Genomic DNA, 14,292 nt, shown 5'->3' with positions numbered 1-14,292 from the left:
CGATTTAGACCTAAAGATAAAGAATCTGTTGAAAAGTTAGCAGAAATTGGTGTTATGCTGAATTCTGCTACAACTAGACAGAACTATTTTACTCATTGTTGTTACTGTGCCAGTTAGATGCGGAATCCGCCGTAAACAATAACTTCATTAAGTATGTTCTTACAAAGAAACAAAAAAATCCCTCCAATCCCTAAGGAAAGGAGGTTTGACAAATTTCAAATGGTGACTGCCCCAGCCAGGGAGATGGGACTATTAAGACAATTGAACTTTCACTACTTTATTTTTTGCTTCTTCCACTTTGGGTAAAGTGAGAGTTAAGATACCAGCATCATAGTTTGCTTTAACTTCTGAATTTTGAATTGGTCCAGGCACAGGAATGACTCGGTGGAAACTGCCATAGTGAAACTCGGTACGCCGCACACCATCTTTTTCCGTGCTGTGGGTATCCTGGCGATCGCCGCTGACGGTCACCGCATCCCTGGTGGCTTGGATGTCTAAATTATCGGGGCTGATGCCGGGTAATTCGAGCTTGAGCACATAGGCTTCTTCGGTTTCAGTTAATTCTGCTTTAGGGCTAAATTCTTGGCGTTCCGAAGGCACAAAAACTTCATCAAACAGTTGATTCATTTGCCGTTGGAAGCTATCCATTTCCCGCAGGGGATTGTAAAGAATGAGAGACATAATGTTAACTCCTAGTGTATAGGAGGGATTGATTAACCTTTGATGGTTCCATCTTAAAATTTCCCCTCCTAGGCTAGATTCGGTTTACAGGAAAGATGTTGGTGGGATTGCCGAAATTCCACTTCTGGCCGCAACTTTCAGCAAAAAAAAGATGTGCTTGCACACATCCCTGAGTAAATATTTGAATTGCAAGAGCGGCCGGTAAAGGTGTCAGCGTTTCCACTGCCCTATAGGTTTTTGGAAGGAAGCCTAGATTGTAAAAGAATTACAGAAACCAACCGTAGGAATGGAGACCTTTACCCAATAAATTGACCCCCAGGTAACAAATCCAAACCACTGTAAAACCGCTGGCGGCCAAAATAGCGGGTTTGCGGCCCTGCCAACCTTTAGTGATGCGGGCATGGAGATAGGCGGCAAACACTAACCAGGTTATTAGCGCCCAGGTTTCCTTGGGATCCCAACTCCAGTAGGAACCCCAGGCTTCGTTGGCCCATACGGCTCCGGCAATAATGCCAATAGTGAGGAGGGGAAAGCCTAGACCAATAATGCGGTAACTAATATTGTCTAAAGTATCCGCCAGGGTAAGCCGTTGGGGAGAAAGGGTGATGGTGGGAACGGCAGTGGTTTTTTCCAGCACCGCCACATTGCCAGAGTTACTGTTTACCCCTTCCAGGGCAGGACTTAGACCACTCACTGTATTGAGGTTATTGCCTTTCACCAATCCTTGCCGGAACCCCCCCGTACCAACGGAACTACCCCGGAGCTCCACTGCCTGACCCCTGGTAACAAACAAAAAGGCGATCGCCAAGAGGGAGCCCACCATGAGGGTGGCATAGCTGACCATCATCACACTGACGTGCATCATCAACCAGTTGGATTTCAGCGCCGGTACCAGGGGAGCAGACTGTTGCATATCCACCGGCAAGGTCAAGGCGGCAAAGGCCACAATACCCAAGGCGATCGGACTGGTGACTGCTCCGACAAAACGGCTTTGGCTCATGCGCTCAGCAATGAAATGGACCGCCGTAATGCCCCAGGCCAGGAAAAATAGGGATTCGTAAAGATTACTAATGGGAAAATAGCCCGCCTCTAGCCACCGAGCCCCCAAAAGGGCCGTAATGGTCAAATTGGCGATCGCCATGGCTCCACTGGCCCCCTGCATTAACCATGGTTTAGGAAACACCACCGCCACCCAGTAGGCGAACATGGTCAGCAAAAGCACAAGGAAGGCAGTATTGTCTAAAAAATTTTCGAGGCTGACTAGATTCATGGCGATGCACTCTCAACAAGATTAAGCAAATGGGCTTTTTAATATCCTAGCGGCTGTTGAGTTCCCGACAACGGCGATCGCCAGTCTGGCATTTGCTTAGGCCACCACTGTCTAGGTTTGTCTAGGTTGGGTCTAACCAGGATTACCATCTCCCTAGCTCCTAGCAATGCCCAAGGCCAAAAGAATTGCGTTTGGTCATGGTTAGAGTGGGAAGATTGAGTTAATGCAACAGCGGAGCCAAGCAGAAACTCTGGTCATAGTGCAGAGTTGACCCCAGAGAGAAAACCTTGCAGGGCGTATCAGTTGGCCCCCTCGCCGGTCACAATACTGCATTCACAGGATTCTTGCTCTAGCCAGTCGGAGCCCAGTTTGTGCATGGCAATCAGCACTGGCTGAATTTCCCTACCCCTAGCAGTGAGGGAATACTCCACCCTGGGGGGGATTTCTGGATACACATCCCGATTGATGATGCCGTGGGTTTCCAGTTGCCTAAGTCTTAGGGTCAGGGTTTTGGTACTGCAACCGGGCAAAGCATCCAACAACTGCCCCGTGCGTCGTTGTCCCTTGAACAGTTCTCGCAACACCAAAATGGACCATTTATTGTCCAGTAAATCCACCACATGCTGAATGGGGCAAATATGTCCGGTTTCAAAACAGGGATCAGCATTGGCTTGTGTCATGGCGGTATGGGGAAAACCTTGTCCGTCAACCATTCTAACTTTTAGGGTTGGTTTGCCAACTTTATCCTGGGAGCTAAATTTACCGGCAAACTCAGGTAGTTTTAGGGTTTCGGACCTTGACCATGAATGGAGAGATGGAACAAAGTTTTCAGCCGTCAATCTAAATTTCCCCGTTTGCCTGGGTCGGTGGAGCAGAAATCTTCCCTTGTCCCCCAGGTGCGGAGAAAGGCTGTTAAGAATTTTTGGTACAATCGGATCTCCCATAGCAGGAGAGATTGGACGTGACCGTCAAACCGGATTGGCTCCGAGTCAAAGCACCCCAATGGCAGAGGGTGGGCAGTGTTAAGGATATTCTACGGGATTTGCAATTAAACACCGTATGTGAAGAAGCTTCCTGTCCCAACATTGGGGAGTGTTTCCAGGCCGGGACGGCTACCTTTTTGATTATGGGCCCTGCTTGCACAAGGGCTTGCCCCTATTGTGACATCGACTTTGAAAAGCGACCCCAGCCCCTCGACCCGACGGAACCGGAAAGATTAGCGGCCGCGGTGAAAAGGCTAAATCTCAAGCATGTGGTGATTACCGCGGTTAATCGGGATGATTTACCCGATGGAGGAGCCTCCCAGTTTGTGGGTTGTCTTGAAGCAACTCGCAGGATTTCCCCAGGCACCACCATTGAGGTTTTAATTCCGGATCTATGCGGCAATTGGGCGGCTTTGGCAACATTATTGGAGGCGGCTCCAGAAGTGTTAAATCACAATATGGAAACAGTACCCAGACTTTATAAACGGGTACGACCCCAGGCGGATTATGGCCAGTCCTTAGAGCTATTCAACCAAGCTAAGCAAATTTTACCCAAGGTTTACACCAAATCCGGCATTATGGTGGGGCTGGGGGAAACGGACGCCGAAGTACGACAGGTGATGGAAGATCTACGAGGGGTGGACTGCGATATTTTAACCATTGGTCAGTATCTCCAACCTAGCCAAAAACATTTAGGGGTTAAGGAATTTGTCACTCCGGAACAATTCGATGCTTGGCGAGTTTACGGTGAGTCCATTGGCTTTTTGCAGGTGGTGGCTTCCCCTTTGACCCGCAGTTCCTACCATGCGGAACAGGTGCAAGCTTTGATGACCCGTTTCCCCCGTTAAAGTTCTGGCGCTTTGGGTCTAGAGTTATATTTTTGCCTGGGAAAAATCCTCATGCCAAAAGGAATATAACTCCCATCGGCGATCGCCACTCCGGGGCTAAGGCCTACCTCCGCACTGATAAAAACATTATTGCCAACGGTGATCCGGTCAACGTAAAGCAGGAGATTATGTTGTTTTGGTTTGATAGCATGGCTCACGAAGGTAACTTGATGACCAAATATCACCTGGTTGCCAATGTGTAACATCCCCCGGTCTAGGATTTGTATGCTGGGAGTCCAGAGCACTTTTTGCCCGATGGTGGAGCCCCATAACCGGAGCCAAAGAGAAAATAAGCCTGGGACAAAGTGCAGTAATTTTTCGAGGGCAGGAAAGGCGCTATAAATCAGTTGGATTTGATAGGTCCCCCACCAAGGACTATATTGTTTGCCGACAAGATAGCTAAACCCTGGTTGGAGGGGATAAAACAATTGATGAATTCGATAGGTTAATAAAGGTAAGCCGTAAATGGTTAGTATTAGCAATATTAACCACCACCAATCCTGAGTCATGACCCAAGCAATAAAACAAATCAAGGCTAAAGTGACTACTAAGCCTGGAAATAAAGCTAGGAGTTTACTTAACAGAGTCATGGAGTAACGAAGTTATAAGTTATTTGATGACATAATCATTGTGCTGAATCCACCCAGTTTGAAGTATTAAAAAATCACTATTTTTTTCAATCGAGCTAACTTTCTTGTCCATTCTTGGCAAAGGGCCAAACAAGTTGTTGCCATAGAGTTAAGTTAAGTTTAATGGGCACAGGTTGTAAACTATTGGACTGATTAACTACTTCAGGTGATGTATCCTTTAAGTAAGTGCCATGAAGTTTATCCCAAATTTTTAAATTAGCACTAAAATTTCCTCCGACAGCTTGTTGATGATGTAGGTTATGGTCTTGGGGCAAAATCAACCAACTATTTAGGCAATGGTGTAACAAAAAATCTTTATTGATGTTCAGAGAACTGTGTCGCCACAAATCCAGTAAATAGGTGCAACTAATGGCCAAAATATATCCCCTAGCGTCCTGCAAAAAATAAATTATGAAGCTATTTAACCAAACGTAGGGTAAAAACAAACTAGACCAGAGGGTATTGCGAGCACAGCTAACCATATCCATTTGACTAACGGTATGGTGGACTTGGTGAATGGTAAATAGTAATTTGCCGTGCAGTGCTCGGTGGGCCCAATAGTAAACGTAATCAATGGCCACAAAGCCCAGTAAAAATTGACCCCCGAAGAACAGATTAAAGCTATGTTGCCACTGGGGGATAATGAGGGAATAAAAATTGATTATCAATAACAATTGCAGTAAGGGAATGATTGCCCCCTGCACTACTAAGCCTGCGCTATCTAACAACCAGTCTTGCCAAGGTTTACTAGCTAAAAACTGTCTTTGTTGAGGTTGCAGTAAACTGAAGGCAAAAAATAGCCAGAAGCTGATTAATGATACCATTTGCCAAACCTAAATTGAACCCCTAAATCAAGCATGGTTTCCCTGAAAATATCTTTAAAACTCCGTTTATAAAATTTTAATTTGTCCCTATTAAAACTCTCACAATACCAGGGGGTGTATGTATTTTTACTCTCAACTTGGCAGAAAGATTTTTTAAACGCCTCCCTAGGAACCCAATTTGAAAGCTTCCAAAAATAAACTGTAAGAAACTCCCATTTTAAAAATATTCAATATGTCAGCCCGCAATTCTCCCATTTTCACCCCCCGGCGATAGAACCAACGATTGACAAATTCACAAAAAAGCAGAATAAAGGCAGCACAAACCACGTCCCATTGAGCATTCTGACCAGCGGTGGTGGCTACGGCAGTGCCAACAAAAAAACCGAACAAAAAGGCTAATAAACTCAGGGAAATACGTCGCCAGGGATTCCTGAAAAATTGGGAAAGTTGCTGGCCACGAACTTCAACAATGGTATTTAATCGGGTGCGCTGCATGACAAATTACCTAGGGGGCGGGACGGTGCAGAAACAGCAATGCTCAATTCTAGGCCGTCTTTGGCTGTGGGGGTGTGGGAAAATGTATTGTTGGTTAACTGTCATCGTTGGCGATCGCCGTTTCGCCGTTAGCCATTGACCCAGTAGACTTTTCCATGGTTTTTGCCCCATTCCCCCCACTAAATTGCTTGGCCTTGTTTAATATTTCCTCCCCCTGGCCCTGGTTGACCCCCAGCCATGGCATTATTGCCGCCTATCTTCTCTTATTCGCAGTGGCCCATAGTGGTTTAGCGGCCCTACGACCCTGGGGAGAAAGCAAAATTGGCGCTAGGGGCTATCGAGTCCTATTTGCCTTGGTGAGTATTCCCCTGGCCACGGGTCTAATTATTTATTTTTTCAACCATCGCTACGACGGCCTCCAACTCTGGCAAGTGCAGGGAGTCACGGGAGTCAAACCTCTGGTGTGGATTTTGTCTGCCCTCTCCTTTTTCTTCCTTTTCCCCGCTACTTTTAACCTCTTGGAAATTGCCGCTATCCAAAAGCCGGAAATCCATCTCTATGAGACGGGCATTATTCGCATTTGTCGCCATCCCCAAATGGTCGGCCAGGTAATTTGGTGTATTGCCCATACCCTCTGGTTAGGAACTACTTTTACTTTAGTCACCAGTCTGGGGCTAATTGCCCACCATTGTTTTGCGGTCTGGCATGGCGATCGCCGTTGGTACGAGAAATATGGCGAAGCTTTTTTGCAAGTCAAGCAAAGGACTTCCATTATTCCCTTTCAAGCGATTTGGGAAGGAAAGCAGACTCTGGTATGGCAAGAATTTATCAAACCAGCCTATGTGGGGGTAATGGGCTTTATTGCCCTGCTGTGGTGGGGGCACCCTTGGTTGATGGTGATGACCTCTAGGGTCAATTGGTAGGGCTTCTAGCTTGGTTTAACCGCACTGGGGAGATATTCTGGGGATGCACTGCAATGTAACCCTTTCCCTAGTTTTAGGTTTAATTCAATTTATGGACGATACTAACAACACATTACTGCTCAAGCGTCCCGTCACCCTCAAGGTAATTGTTACCCCCCGCTGGAAAGAGGAGATGCAACAACAACTCCAAGCCCAGGTGGGTCAGATGGATAATCAGGTGCAACAACTCGATGCCCAAAGTCAACGGGCGATCGCCGAGATTAAAAAACAAAGCTTGGTGCCCCTGCCCCCCAATGTCAGCCAGCAAATTGAAAACATTCAAATGCAGGTTAATCAACAAAAGAGCGAAATCCTCGAGCAAAAAAACCAAGCTCTGCAACAAATGCAACAGGTGCAGTTATTAGAACTCAACCAGGAAGTGATCCAGGGCCAGATGGAGAGCTTTTTCCGTCTGCAAAAAGGGGATAACCTGGTGCAAAAAATGGGGGTCGAATTGGTGCTGCGGGATGGCGTGGTGGAAGAAATCCGGGGAGAACTCTAGCCCAGACTAGGTTATCCGGTTGGCCACCCTGGGGATAGGAGTTGGGTAAGTATCGAGTTTTCTAAAGACTTGTAACAACTTGTTTCCCAAAACTGCCCCCATATTGCAAAGTGTTGTTAATGTTTCTCACGATCTGTTTTTATCTAGGAGTTAACTATCCATGGCATTATCTGACACCCAAATTTTGGCAGCCTTAGTGGTTGCTCTCCTGCCTGCTTTCCTAGCTTTCCGTCTCTCCACGGAACTTTATAAGTAGACTAACGTCGGCCGTATAATCCGATCCTTGGGGCGCGATGCGTTGCGCCCTATTGATTTTTAGGGGAAATGCTGGCATCTTTAGAGTCCGGTGTGAGTTGTCAGACCTCTTGCTATCTCCGGCTCAAAAATTACCCGCCATGACTGCCCAAACGTTCAAACCCACTAGTGCCCGTCGCCCCCGTTCCAGAAGTCGTAAGCGTCCTGAACAAAAGTTTCAGCCTGAGCATAAGTGGCTAGTGTGGGAAATTCTTTTCAAGCTGGGCCTCAATGGTATTTTTGTCGTGGTTTCCATAATGGCGATCGCCAGGTTGTTGCCCCATCAACAAACCCAACAGGCAAAACTGAACGAAATTCAGATGCAGGTAGAAGAAACTGAGGCCAGGGTTAAGCAACTCCGCAGCGACTTCCACCGCAGTTTTGACCCTAGCCAGAGCCGCAAAATTATGGAGGAATTAAGCCCCCGTCACGATCCCCAACAACGGAAAATTATTCTGACCGAACCGAAGGCCCCCTAAAAGCTTGTTAGCAAAGTTCTGGTTTGCCCCCTAAATCGACCCTGATATTGAGGCACTTTTGTCGGATTTCCCCCCAAGCTTGGGTAAGCAAAGGGGCATTGTGAACAGTCTTCAAAAATCAAAAAAAGTTAGCAAGAATTTAAGTAAACCGGTTTCTCCCATGCCTGGGCATTGAGCGTTCCCGGCAAACGCCTTTTTTAACCATAGGTGTCGGCAATTTTTTGCGCCAACTGGGTATGGAGTTTGTGGCTAGCTTTGTAGGCGACAAAATGGGCTTGGGGAATTTTCCCCAGTAGACTTAAGTCCCCCAGCAAATCCAAGAGCTTATGGCGCACCGGCTCATCGGGGAAACGTAAAGGTGGATTGAGCCATTTCTCTTTGTCGCACACCAAGGCATTTTCTAAACTGCCCCCCTTAATTAGTCCGGCCTGGCGCAATTTTTCAATCTGATCCGCAAAACCAAAAGTCCGAGCTGGGGCGATCGCCGTGGCAAATTTTTCCTGGGCCGGTTCCCAGGTGTACCACTGTTTACCAATGGGCAGATAGGGATAATCCACACCGTAGCTGAAGCGGGTAGTTGCACAGGGAAAAGCCGCTACAAACGCATCTTTTATTTGGCAGGTCAAAGGGGTCGTAATCACAATGGGTTGCCCTTGCTTTTTCTTTGATTGGGGCCTGAGCCCCACCCTGGTGATCGCCGTTAACCAACTCAGGGCAGAACCATCTAGCAGAGGCACTTCCGGACCGTTAACTTCAATGCGTAAATCACCAATGTCCAAGGCCACTAGGGTTGCCAGTAAATGTTCCACTGTTCTAATCGTTGCCCCGGGTTCCCCTAGCTCCGTCGAAAGCATGGCTTCCCGCACCCAGGTCAAATCCGCTGGAATAATTGGCTTTTTTGGCAAATCAACCCGCTGAAAATAGCGACCCTTCCCCGCTATCACTGGACAGAGGGTAACGGTGGTTTCCACTCCAGAGTGCAGTCCAACTCCCTGGATAGTCAGAGGTGCTTTGATAGTGTTTCCCATGGCATTGATCAAGATGGTTGATGGGGATACTATAGCTAGATTTAGACCACTTCAGTAAATTTAAACGATTTAAAAACAAAAACACTAAACTAAACTAGCTGATCTCACCGGCATTGCTATTGAGCAAGGACAACCAATTGCGGCATTTTTGCTTGGTTGAATTAATATCAGAGAAAAGAAACTTTGTTTTTTCCATGCCACCTCAAGGGAAATGTCCCCCGATAGTGCTTGAAATGTGTGAGAAAGTTCCTGGCGACATGGGAGAATTTCAATCCGAATTCTACTCAAAGTTACGACCAGGGAAGGCGTTTAAATACGTTTCCAAAATGTTCTTAACACCGATAAAAAAAATTACCCAATATTCCAACAATCTACATTTACACAAAGCCTTAGATTGCTTGCTCAGAGTGGGGTTGATAACTTCTCTTCAATCCAATTTTTTAGCATTATATTCAATGGAAGGTTGCTCCGCTGACTCTCTGCTTTTAATGCAAGAATCATGGACGAAGGCAATGCCAGCGCAATAATTTCTTCTTCGTTTTCGTGATTATTCCCTCTTTGAATTTGGGATAAATCCAAGTATTCAAGAATTGACTCTCCTGCGTCAAACTTACGATCAAAATTCTCAGCCTTCATAGAGCGTCATCTCCTCTCTTCTGGAACGACAAACCGAAATAATCCTAATTTTTTTACCACGATAGGTAATCACCGCTGACCAGTGCTTATCTTCGATTATACCAATTACGAGAAAGCGAGGCTCATCATCGGTGCGGGCTGGAATCTGAATTCTCTGATTGTCTGACCATAAAAATTGAGCTTCAGTAAAGCTTATTCCATGCTTGATTTTATTAGATTTGCTTTTTCTGGGATCAAACTCAAATTGCGGCCCACTCATTTGTCCAAATCATTAACAAATAACACGGTAAGTCATCAAAATAAATTGGCTATGGCCGGGTTAAGCAGAAAATAAGAAAAATTAAACCAAAGCAAAAGTATCTACAATTATTAGGGATTTGAGGAAATGGGAAAAGTCAGAGTTCGACTAAAAAGGTAGCCGACCCAACAACGCAGTCAGCCCTTCCACTTGTTGATACAGTTCCATCAGGCGATCGCCGTTGACGTGGAGTTCCGGGGTGGGGTAATTTTCCAGCACTTCGATGAGCCTTACCTGATTATCTTTTTCCGCAGAAGTGATAATGGCACCCCGCAGGGCTTCTTTATTGTCCCGCTTGGAAGGAGTGTGGATTACCTGACCCACCTGATTGAGCACATATTCTCCGGCAAAACTGTTAAGCACCCGGGAGAGGGTAACCGGATCTGCCTGAAACGGTTGATTGAGCCAACCCCGCAATTCCTCTGGGTCCTTGTTGGCCATTTTCAAATAGGCTTTAAGGGAAGGGGATACTTTTCCTGTGCGACTCAATTCTCCCAACTCTTCAATGGAGACTGATTCTCGCAAAACGCTATAGGTCAGCACCACCCGTTCCGCTGCAGCTAGGGGGAGAGTTCCAGATCCAGCTACCAAGCTAGCAAACATTAAGCCCAAATAAAAGTGAGGAAAACGCACATTCATAACCACTAAACCTATATATCGACAGAAAATCTTCTCTCTATACTAGAAGAATAATTTTAATGATTGTCACGTCCGAGGGCAGTGGAATGAGTGTCGCCTTTAATCCCCAAATTATGACCGCCGTGGAGCAGTTAGACTATGTGGTCACGGTGGGGGACGTGGCCAGTCAGGCTGGACTAGAAATTAACCAAACCCAACAGGGGTTACTGACCTTGGCGTCGGAGGTGGAGGGCCATCTCCAAGTGGCGGAATCCGGCGAGATTGTGTTTGCTTTTCCCAAGCAATTCCGTAATATTCTCCGTAATAAATATTGGCGCTTGCGGTTTCAGAGTTGGCTCCAGAGTATTTGGCAGGTGTTGTTTTACCTGATCCGCATTTCCTTTGGTATTATCCTTATCCTTTCGATCCTGTTGATGTTGGTGGCCATTATTGCCATTGTCATCGCTGTCAATTCCAAGTCTGACAATGATAACGATGGGGGCTTTAACTTTTCCGGGGGAAGCAATCGCAGTGGCGGTGGTGGTGGTGGAATATTTTTCTGGCCGGGGGATATTTTTTGGCTGCTCAGTCCCGATGGTGGCCGGCAAAAACGGGACAAGAAAAAGTCTGATAAAAATAAAAACGAGCTGAACTTCCTCGAAGCGATTTTCTCGTTCCTCTTTGGGGATGGCGACCCCAATGAAGATTTGGAGGAAAGACGCTGGCAAACCCTGGGTAGTTTAATTCGCAATAATGGCGGGGCGATCGCCGCCGAACAGGCCGCCCCCTATTTGGATAATGTGACCAAGTTCAACCGGGAAAATGAGGACTACATGATTCCTGTCTTGGCCCGCTTTAATGGCTACCCCCAGGTTTCCCCCAACGGTGAATTAATCTACACTTTCCCCGACCTCCAAGTCAGTGCCCAGGAGCGCCAATCCACCACCCTAGCTTCCTACCTGCGGGAAAAACCCTGGAAATTTAGTCAGGCTTCTGCGGGACAAAAAATAGCGGCGATCGCCTTAGGGGGAGTCAACCTAGTTTTGGCCTTGAGTTTGGGGGTCATGCTAAAAACCTACGGGGCTGAGCTTGATTTGGGAGAACTGGTTTATTTTGTCCAGAGCATTTACGGCCTCTTGGTGGCCTATGCAGTGGGCTTCCTAGCCATTCCCTTGGTGAGGTACTTCTGGTTACAACAACGTAATCAAAAACTGGAACAGCGCAACGGCGATCGGCAACAGCGGGCCAAACTTCTACAACCGCCCTCCCCCCCCCTCAAAGCTAAACTAGAATTTGCCCAGGATTGGGCCACTAGCACCGTCATCACCCAGGCGGACATCACCTACCGCACCGACCAGGATTCCCTGGAGCAGGAGTTTAAACGCTTTACCCCAACCCAGGGGGACTGACAGTAACATAGCCCGTACCTCTAGCATTTTTTCGGTGCAGTGGCCAATTGTTTCTGAGAAGCGTTAACATAAGTTAACAACTGTTTATTCTCCACCACATCCATTGCTAGCTGGTGGAATATGATAACTACACTCACTATTGGAGAGTTCTAGCGTGAGCAAAAATAATAAAAAATGGCGTAACGCGGGCCTATATGCCTTGCTGTTGATTGTCGTTTTAGCGTTGGCATCGGCCTTTTTCGACCGTCCAACCCAAACTAGAGAAACCCTCAGCTACAGCGATTTCGTCAATCGGGTAGAAGCTAATCAGATCGAACGGGTTAACCTCAGCGCCGACCGCACCCAAGCCCAAGTGCCCAACCCCAGCGGTGGCCCTCCCTACTTGGTTAATCTGCCCAACGATCCAGACTTGATCAATATCCTCACCCAACACAACGTGGATATTGCCGTCCAGCCCCAGAGTGACGAAGGCTTCTGGTTCCGCATCGCCAGCACTCTATTTTTGCCCATCTTGCTCCTGGTGGGGATTTTCTTCCTCTTCCGCCGGGCCCAGAGTGGCCCTGGTTCCCAAGCCATGAACTTTGGTAAATCCAAAGCGCGGGTGCAAATGGAACCCCAAACCCAAGTTACCTTCGGGGACGTGGCCGGCATTGAGCAAGCCAAACTAGAACTCACCGAAGTGGTGGACTTCCTGAAAAACGCCGACCGCTTTACCGAATTGGGAGCCAAGATTCCCAAAGGTGTGCTCCTGGTGGGCCCTCCCGGTACCGGTAAAACCCTGTTAGCCAAAGCCGTTGCGGGGGAAGCTGGAGTACCGTTCTTTTCCATCTCCGGCTCAGAATTTGTGGAAATGTTTGTCGGTGTGGGAGCCTCCCGGGTGCGGGATTTATTTGAGCAAGCCAAAGCCAATGCTCCCTGTATTGTCTTCATCGATGAAATTGATGCCGTTGGTCGTCAACGGGGCGCTGGTCTCGGTGGTGGTAACGATGAGCGGGAACAGACCCTCAACCAATTACTAACGGAAATGGACGGCTTTGAAGGCAACACTGGCATCATTATTGTGGCTGCCACTAACCGCCCCGACGTACTGGACTCCGCTTTGATGCGTCCCGGTCGTTTCGATCGCCAAGTGGTGGTAGACCGTCCTGACTATGCTGGTCGTCGAGAAATCCTCAATGTCCATGCCCGGGGCAAAACCCTTTCCCAAGATGTGGATTTGGATAAAATTGCCCGCCGTACCCCCGGATTTACCGGTGCTGACCTGTCCAATCTGTTGAACGAAGCCGCTATTTTAGCCGCCCGTCGCAACTTGACCGAAATTTCCATGGACGAAGTCAACGATGCCATCGACCGGGTGTTGGCTGGCCCCGAGAAGAAAAATCGGGTAATGAGCGAAAAACGCAAAACCTTGGTGGCCTACCACGAAGCTGGCCATGCCTTGGTAGGAGCTTTAATGCCGGATTACGATCCAGTGCAAAAAATTAGCATCATTCCCCGGGGCCGGGCCGGTGGTTTAACCTGGTTCACCCCCAGTGAAGACCGCATGGAATCAGGTTTATACTCCCGCTCCTATCTGCAAAATCAGATGGCCGTTGCCCTGGGAGGCCGCATTGCCGAAGAAATTATTTTTGGCGAAGAAGAAGTCACCACCGGTGCTTCCAATGACCTGCAACAGGTAGCTCGGGTGGCCCGCCAGATGGTAACTCGTTTTGGCATGAGTGATCGCCTCGGGCCTGTGGCCTTAGGTCGCCAAGGTGGGGGGATCTTCATGGGAAGGGACATTGCTTCGGACCGGGACTTCTCCGATGAAACTGCCGCTAGCATTGACGCTGAAGTAAGTCGATTGGTGGATCAAGCCTACCAACGAGCCAAGGAGGTATTAGTGGAAAACCGGGGCATCCTTGACCAACTAGCGGAAATGTTAGTGGAGAAAGAAACCGTTGATTCTGAAGAGTTGCAAACTCTCCTAGCCAGCAACAATGCCAAATTAGCTTTGCTCGTTTAGTAATTAAACCCCAGCAAATCATTAAAGCTTAGGCGACCATATAGCCCCCTTTCTGAGTAGTGGAGAGGGGGTTTTTATTGGGGCATAAAATAGGTCGCAGTGCAGAAGTGTTGAACGATAGTTATAAAGAAGGAAAAAGCCCTTTAAAATGATAGAATAAAGGGCAGAAACATTAAAATAATTGAAGCAATGATATCAAATTTTGGACATATTGTCAAAACTCATCTATCTAATTTTCCTAAAGATGACTACCCAGTGTTAGACACATTTAAGTTTGTGAGTATCTGGTTAG

The 14,292-nt window shown here is 47.4% G+C and carries 17 protein-coding genes and 1 pseudogene; 8 read left to right on the top strand and 10 right to left on the bottom strand.

Features of this window, described 5'->3' with window-relative positions:
* Positions 1 to 252: 252 nt before the first annotated feature.
* The 3 genes from H6G45_RS10015 to H6G45_RS10005 form a co-directional block, all read right to left on the bottom strand.
* Complete coding sequence (locus tag H6G45_RS10015; RefSeq protein ID WP_190598304.1) at positions 253 to 681, bottom strand: Hsp20/alpha crystallin family protein; 429 nt, start codon at positions 679 to 681, stop codon at positions 253 to 255.
* A 265-nt stretch (positions 682 to 946) separates the two neighbouring features.
* Positions 947 to 1,951 (bottom strand): c-type cytochrome biogenesis protein CcsB, encoded by a 1,005-nt coding sequence (gene ccsB, locus H6G45_RS10010; protein ID WP_190598303.1) that lies wholly within the window; start codon positions 1,949 to 1,951, stop codon positions 947 to 949.
* Positions 1,952 to 2,250: 299 nt separating this feature from the next.
* Positions 2,251 to 2,664, bottom strand: coding sequence for a winged helix-turn-helix transcriptional regulator (locus H6G45_RS10005; RefSeq protein ID WP_190598302.1), 414 nt, complete (start codon positions 2,662 to 2,664; stop codon positions 2,251 to 2,253).
* Between the two features lie 248 nt (positions 2,665 to 2,912).
* On the opposite strand from H6G45_RS10005, the gene lipA reads away from it, so the two are divergent.
* Positions 2,913 to 3,782, top strand: a complete 870-nt coding sequence (lipA, locus tag H6G45_RS10000; protein WP_190598301.1) for a lipoyl synthase — start codon at positions 2,913 to 2,915, stop codon at positions 3,780 to 3,782.
* Here lipA and H6G45_RS09995 read toward each other — a convergent pair.
* From H6G45_RS09995 to H6G45_RS09985, 3 genes are all read right to left on the bottom strand, one after another.
* Positions 3,779 to 4,411, bottom strand: coding sequence for an acyl transferase (locus H6G45_RS09995; RefSeq protein ID WP_190598300.1), 633 nt, complete (start codon positions 4,409 to 4,411; stop codon positions 3,779 to 3,781). The genes lipA and H6G45_RS09995 overlap by 4 nt on opposite strands.
* A 95-nt stretch (positions 4,412 to 4,506) precedes the next feature.
* Positions 4,507 to 5,274: a sterol desaturase family protein gene (locus H6G45_RS09990; protein ID WP_190598299.1), complete on the bottom strand. Its 768-nt coding sequence runs from the start codon at positions 5,272 to 5,274 to the stop codon at positions 4,507 to 4,509.
* Between the two features lie 165 nt (positions 5,275 to 5,439).
* Complete coding sequence (locus H6G45_RS09985) at positions 5,440 to 5,769, bottom strand: DUF565 domain-containing protein (protein WP_190598298.1); 330 nt, start codon at positions 5,767 to 5,769, stop codon at positions 5,440 to 5,442.
* Between the two features lie 203 nt (positions 5,770 to 5,972).
* On the opposite strand from H6G45_RS09985, the gene H6G45_RS09980 reads away from it, so the two are divergent.
* The 4 genes from H6G45_RS09980 to H6G45_RS09965 all read left to right on the top strand — a co-directional run bounded on the left by H6G45_RS09980 (position 5,973) and on the right by H6G45_RS09965 (position 8,006).
* The gene (locus H6G45_RS09980) at positions 5,973 to 6,692 is read left to right on the top strand and encodes an NnrU family protein (protein WP_190598307.1); all 720 of its coding nucleotides are present in this window, start codon (positions 5,973 to 5,975) and stop codon (positions 6,690 to 6,692) included.
* A gap of 91 nt (positions 6,693 to 6,783) precedes the next feature.
* On the top strand, positions 6,784 to 7,233 hold the full coding sequence (locus H6G45_RS09975) for a YlqD family protein (protein ID WP_190598306.1): 450 nt from the start codon (positions 6,784 to 6,786) through the stop codon (positions 7,231 to 7,233).
* 160 nt (positions 7,234 to 7,393) lie between these two features.
* Entirely contained in the window at positions 7,394 to 7,489 is a 96-nt protein-coding gene (psaM, locus tag H6G45_RS09970; RefSeq protein ID WP_010871633.1) for a photosystem I reaction center subunit XII, read from the top strand.
* A gap of 139 nt (positions 7,490 to 7,628) precedes the next feature.
* Positions 7,629 to 8,006 (top strand): hypothetical protein, encoded by a 378-nt coding sequence (locus H6G45_RS09965; RefSeq protein ID WP_190598297.1) that lies wholly within the window; start codon positions 7,629 to 7,631, stop codon positions 8,004 to 8,006.
* A gap of 197 nt (positions 8,007 to 8,203) precedes the next feature.
* Here H6G45_RS09965 and lpxC read toward each other — a convergent pair whose 3' ends face one another.
* The 4 genes from lpxC to H6G45_RS09945 all read right to left on the bottom strand — a co-directional run bounded on the left by lpxC (position 8,204) and on the right by H6G45_RS09945 (position 10,607).
* Positions 8,204 to 9,034 (bottom strand): UDP-3-O-acyl-N-acetylglucosamine deacetylase, encoded by an 831-nt coding sequence (lpxC, locus tag H6G45_RS09960; RefSeq protein ID WP_190598296.1) that lies wholly within the window; start codon positions 9,032 to 9,034, stop codon positions 8,204 to 8,206.
* A gap of 402 nt (positions 9,035 to 9,436) precedes the next feature.
* Entirely contained in the window at positions 9,437 to 9,670 is a 234-nt protein-coding gene (locus H6G45_RS09955) for a CopG family transcriptional regulator (protein ID WP_190598295.1), read from the bottom strand.
* A complete protein-coding gene (locus H6G45_RS09950; protein WP_190598294.1) occupies positions 9,660 to 9,929 on the bottom strand; it encodes a BrnT family toxin in 270 nt (89 codons plus the stop codon). Before H6G45_RS09950 ends, H6G45_RS09955 begins: the two co-directional genes overlap by 11 nt.
* A 147-nt stretch (positions 9,930 to 10,076) precedes the next feature.
* The gene (locus tag H6G45_RS09945) at positions 10,077 to 10,607 is read right to left on the bottom strand and encodes an alpha/beta hydrolase (protein WP_199309681.1); all 531 of its coding nucleotides are present in this window, start codon (positions 10,605 to 10,607) and stop codon (positions 10,077 to 10,079) included.
* Between the two features lie 86 nt (positions 10,608 to 10,693).
* Here H6G45_RS09945 and H6G45_RS09940 point away from each other — a divergent pair, with 86 nt between their 5' ends.
* The 3 genes and pseudogenes from H6G45_RS09940 to H6G45_RS09930 form a co-directional block, all read left to right on the top strand.
* Positions 10,694 to 11,995: a hypothetical protein gene (locus H6G45_RS09940; protein ID WP_347338260.1), complete on the top strand. Its 1,302-nt coding sequence runs from the start codon at positions 10,694 to 10,696 to the stop codon at positions 11,993 to 11,995.
* A 154-nt stretch (positions 11,996 to 12,149) separates the two neighbouring features.
* Entirely contained in the window at positions 12,150 to 14,000 is a 1,851-nt protein-coding gene (gene ftsH3 / locus H6G45_RS09935) for an ATP-dependent zinc metalloprotease FtsH3 (RefSeq protein WP_190598292.1), read from the top strand.
* A gap of 189 nt (positions 14,001 to 14,189) precedes the next feature.
* Positions 14,190 to 14,292 (top strand): annotated as a pseudogene (locus tag H6G45_RS09930) (IS4 family transposase); the annotation flags it as partial.

It is taken from the genome of Synechocystis sp. FACHB-383 (assembly GCF_014698605.1).
Classification (GTDB): domain Bacteria; phylum Cyanobacteriota; class Cyanobacteriia; order Cyanobacteriales; family Microcystaceae; genus Synechocystis; species Synechocystis salina.
This window is presented reverse-complemented; position numbering and strand designations above follow the sequence as displayed.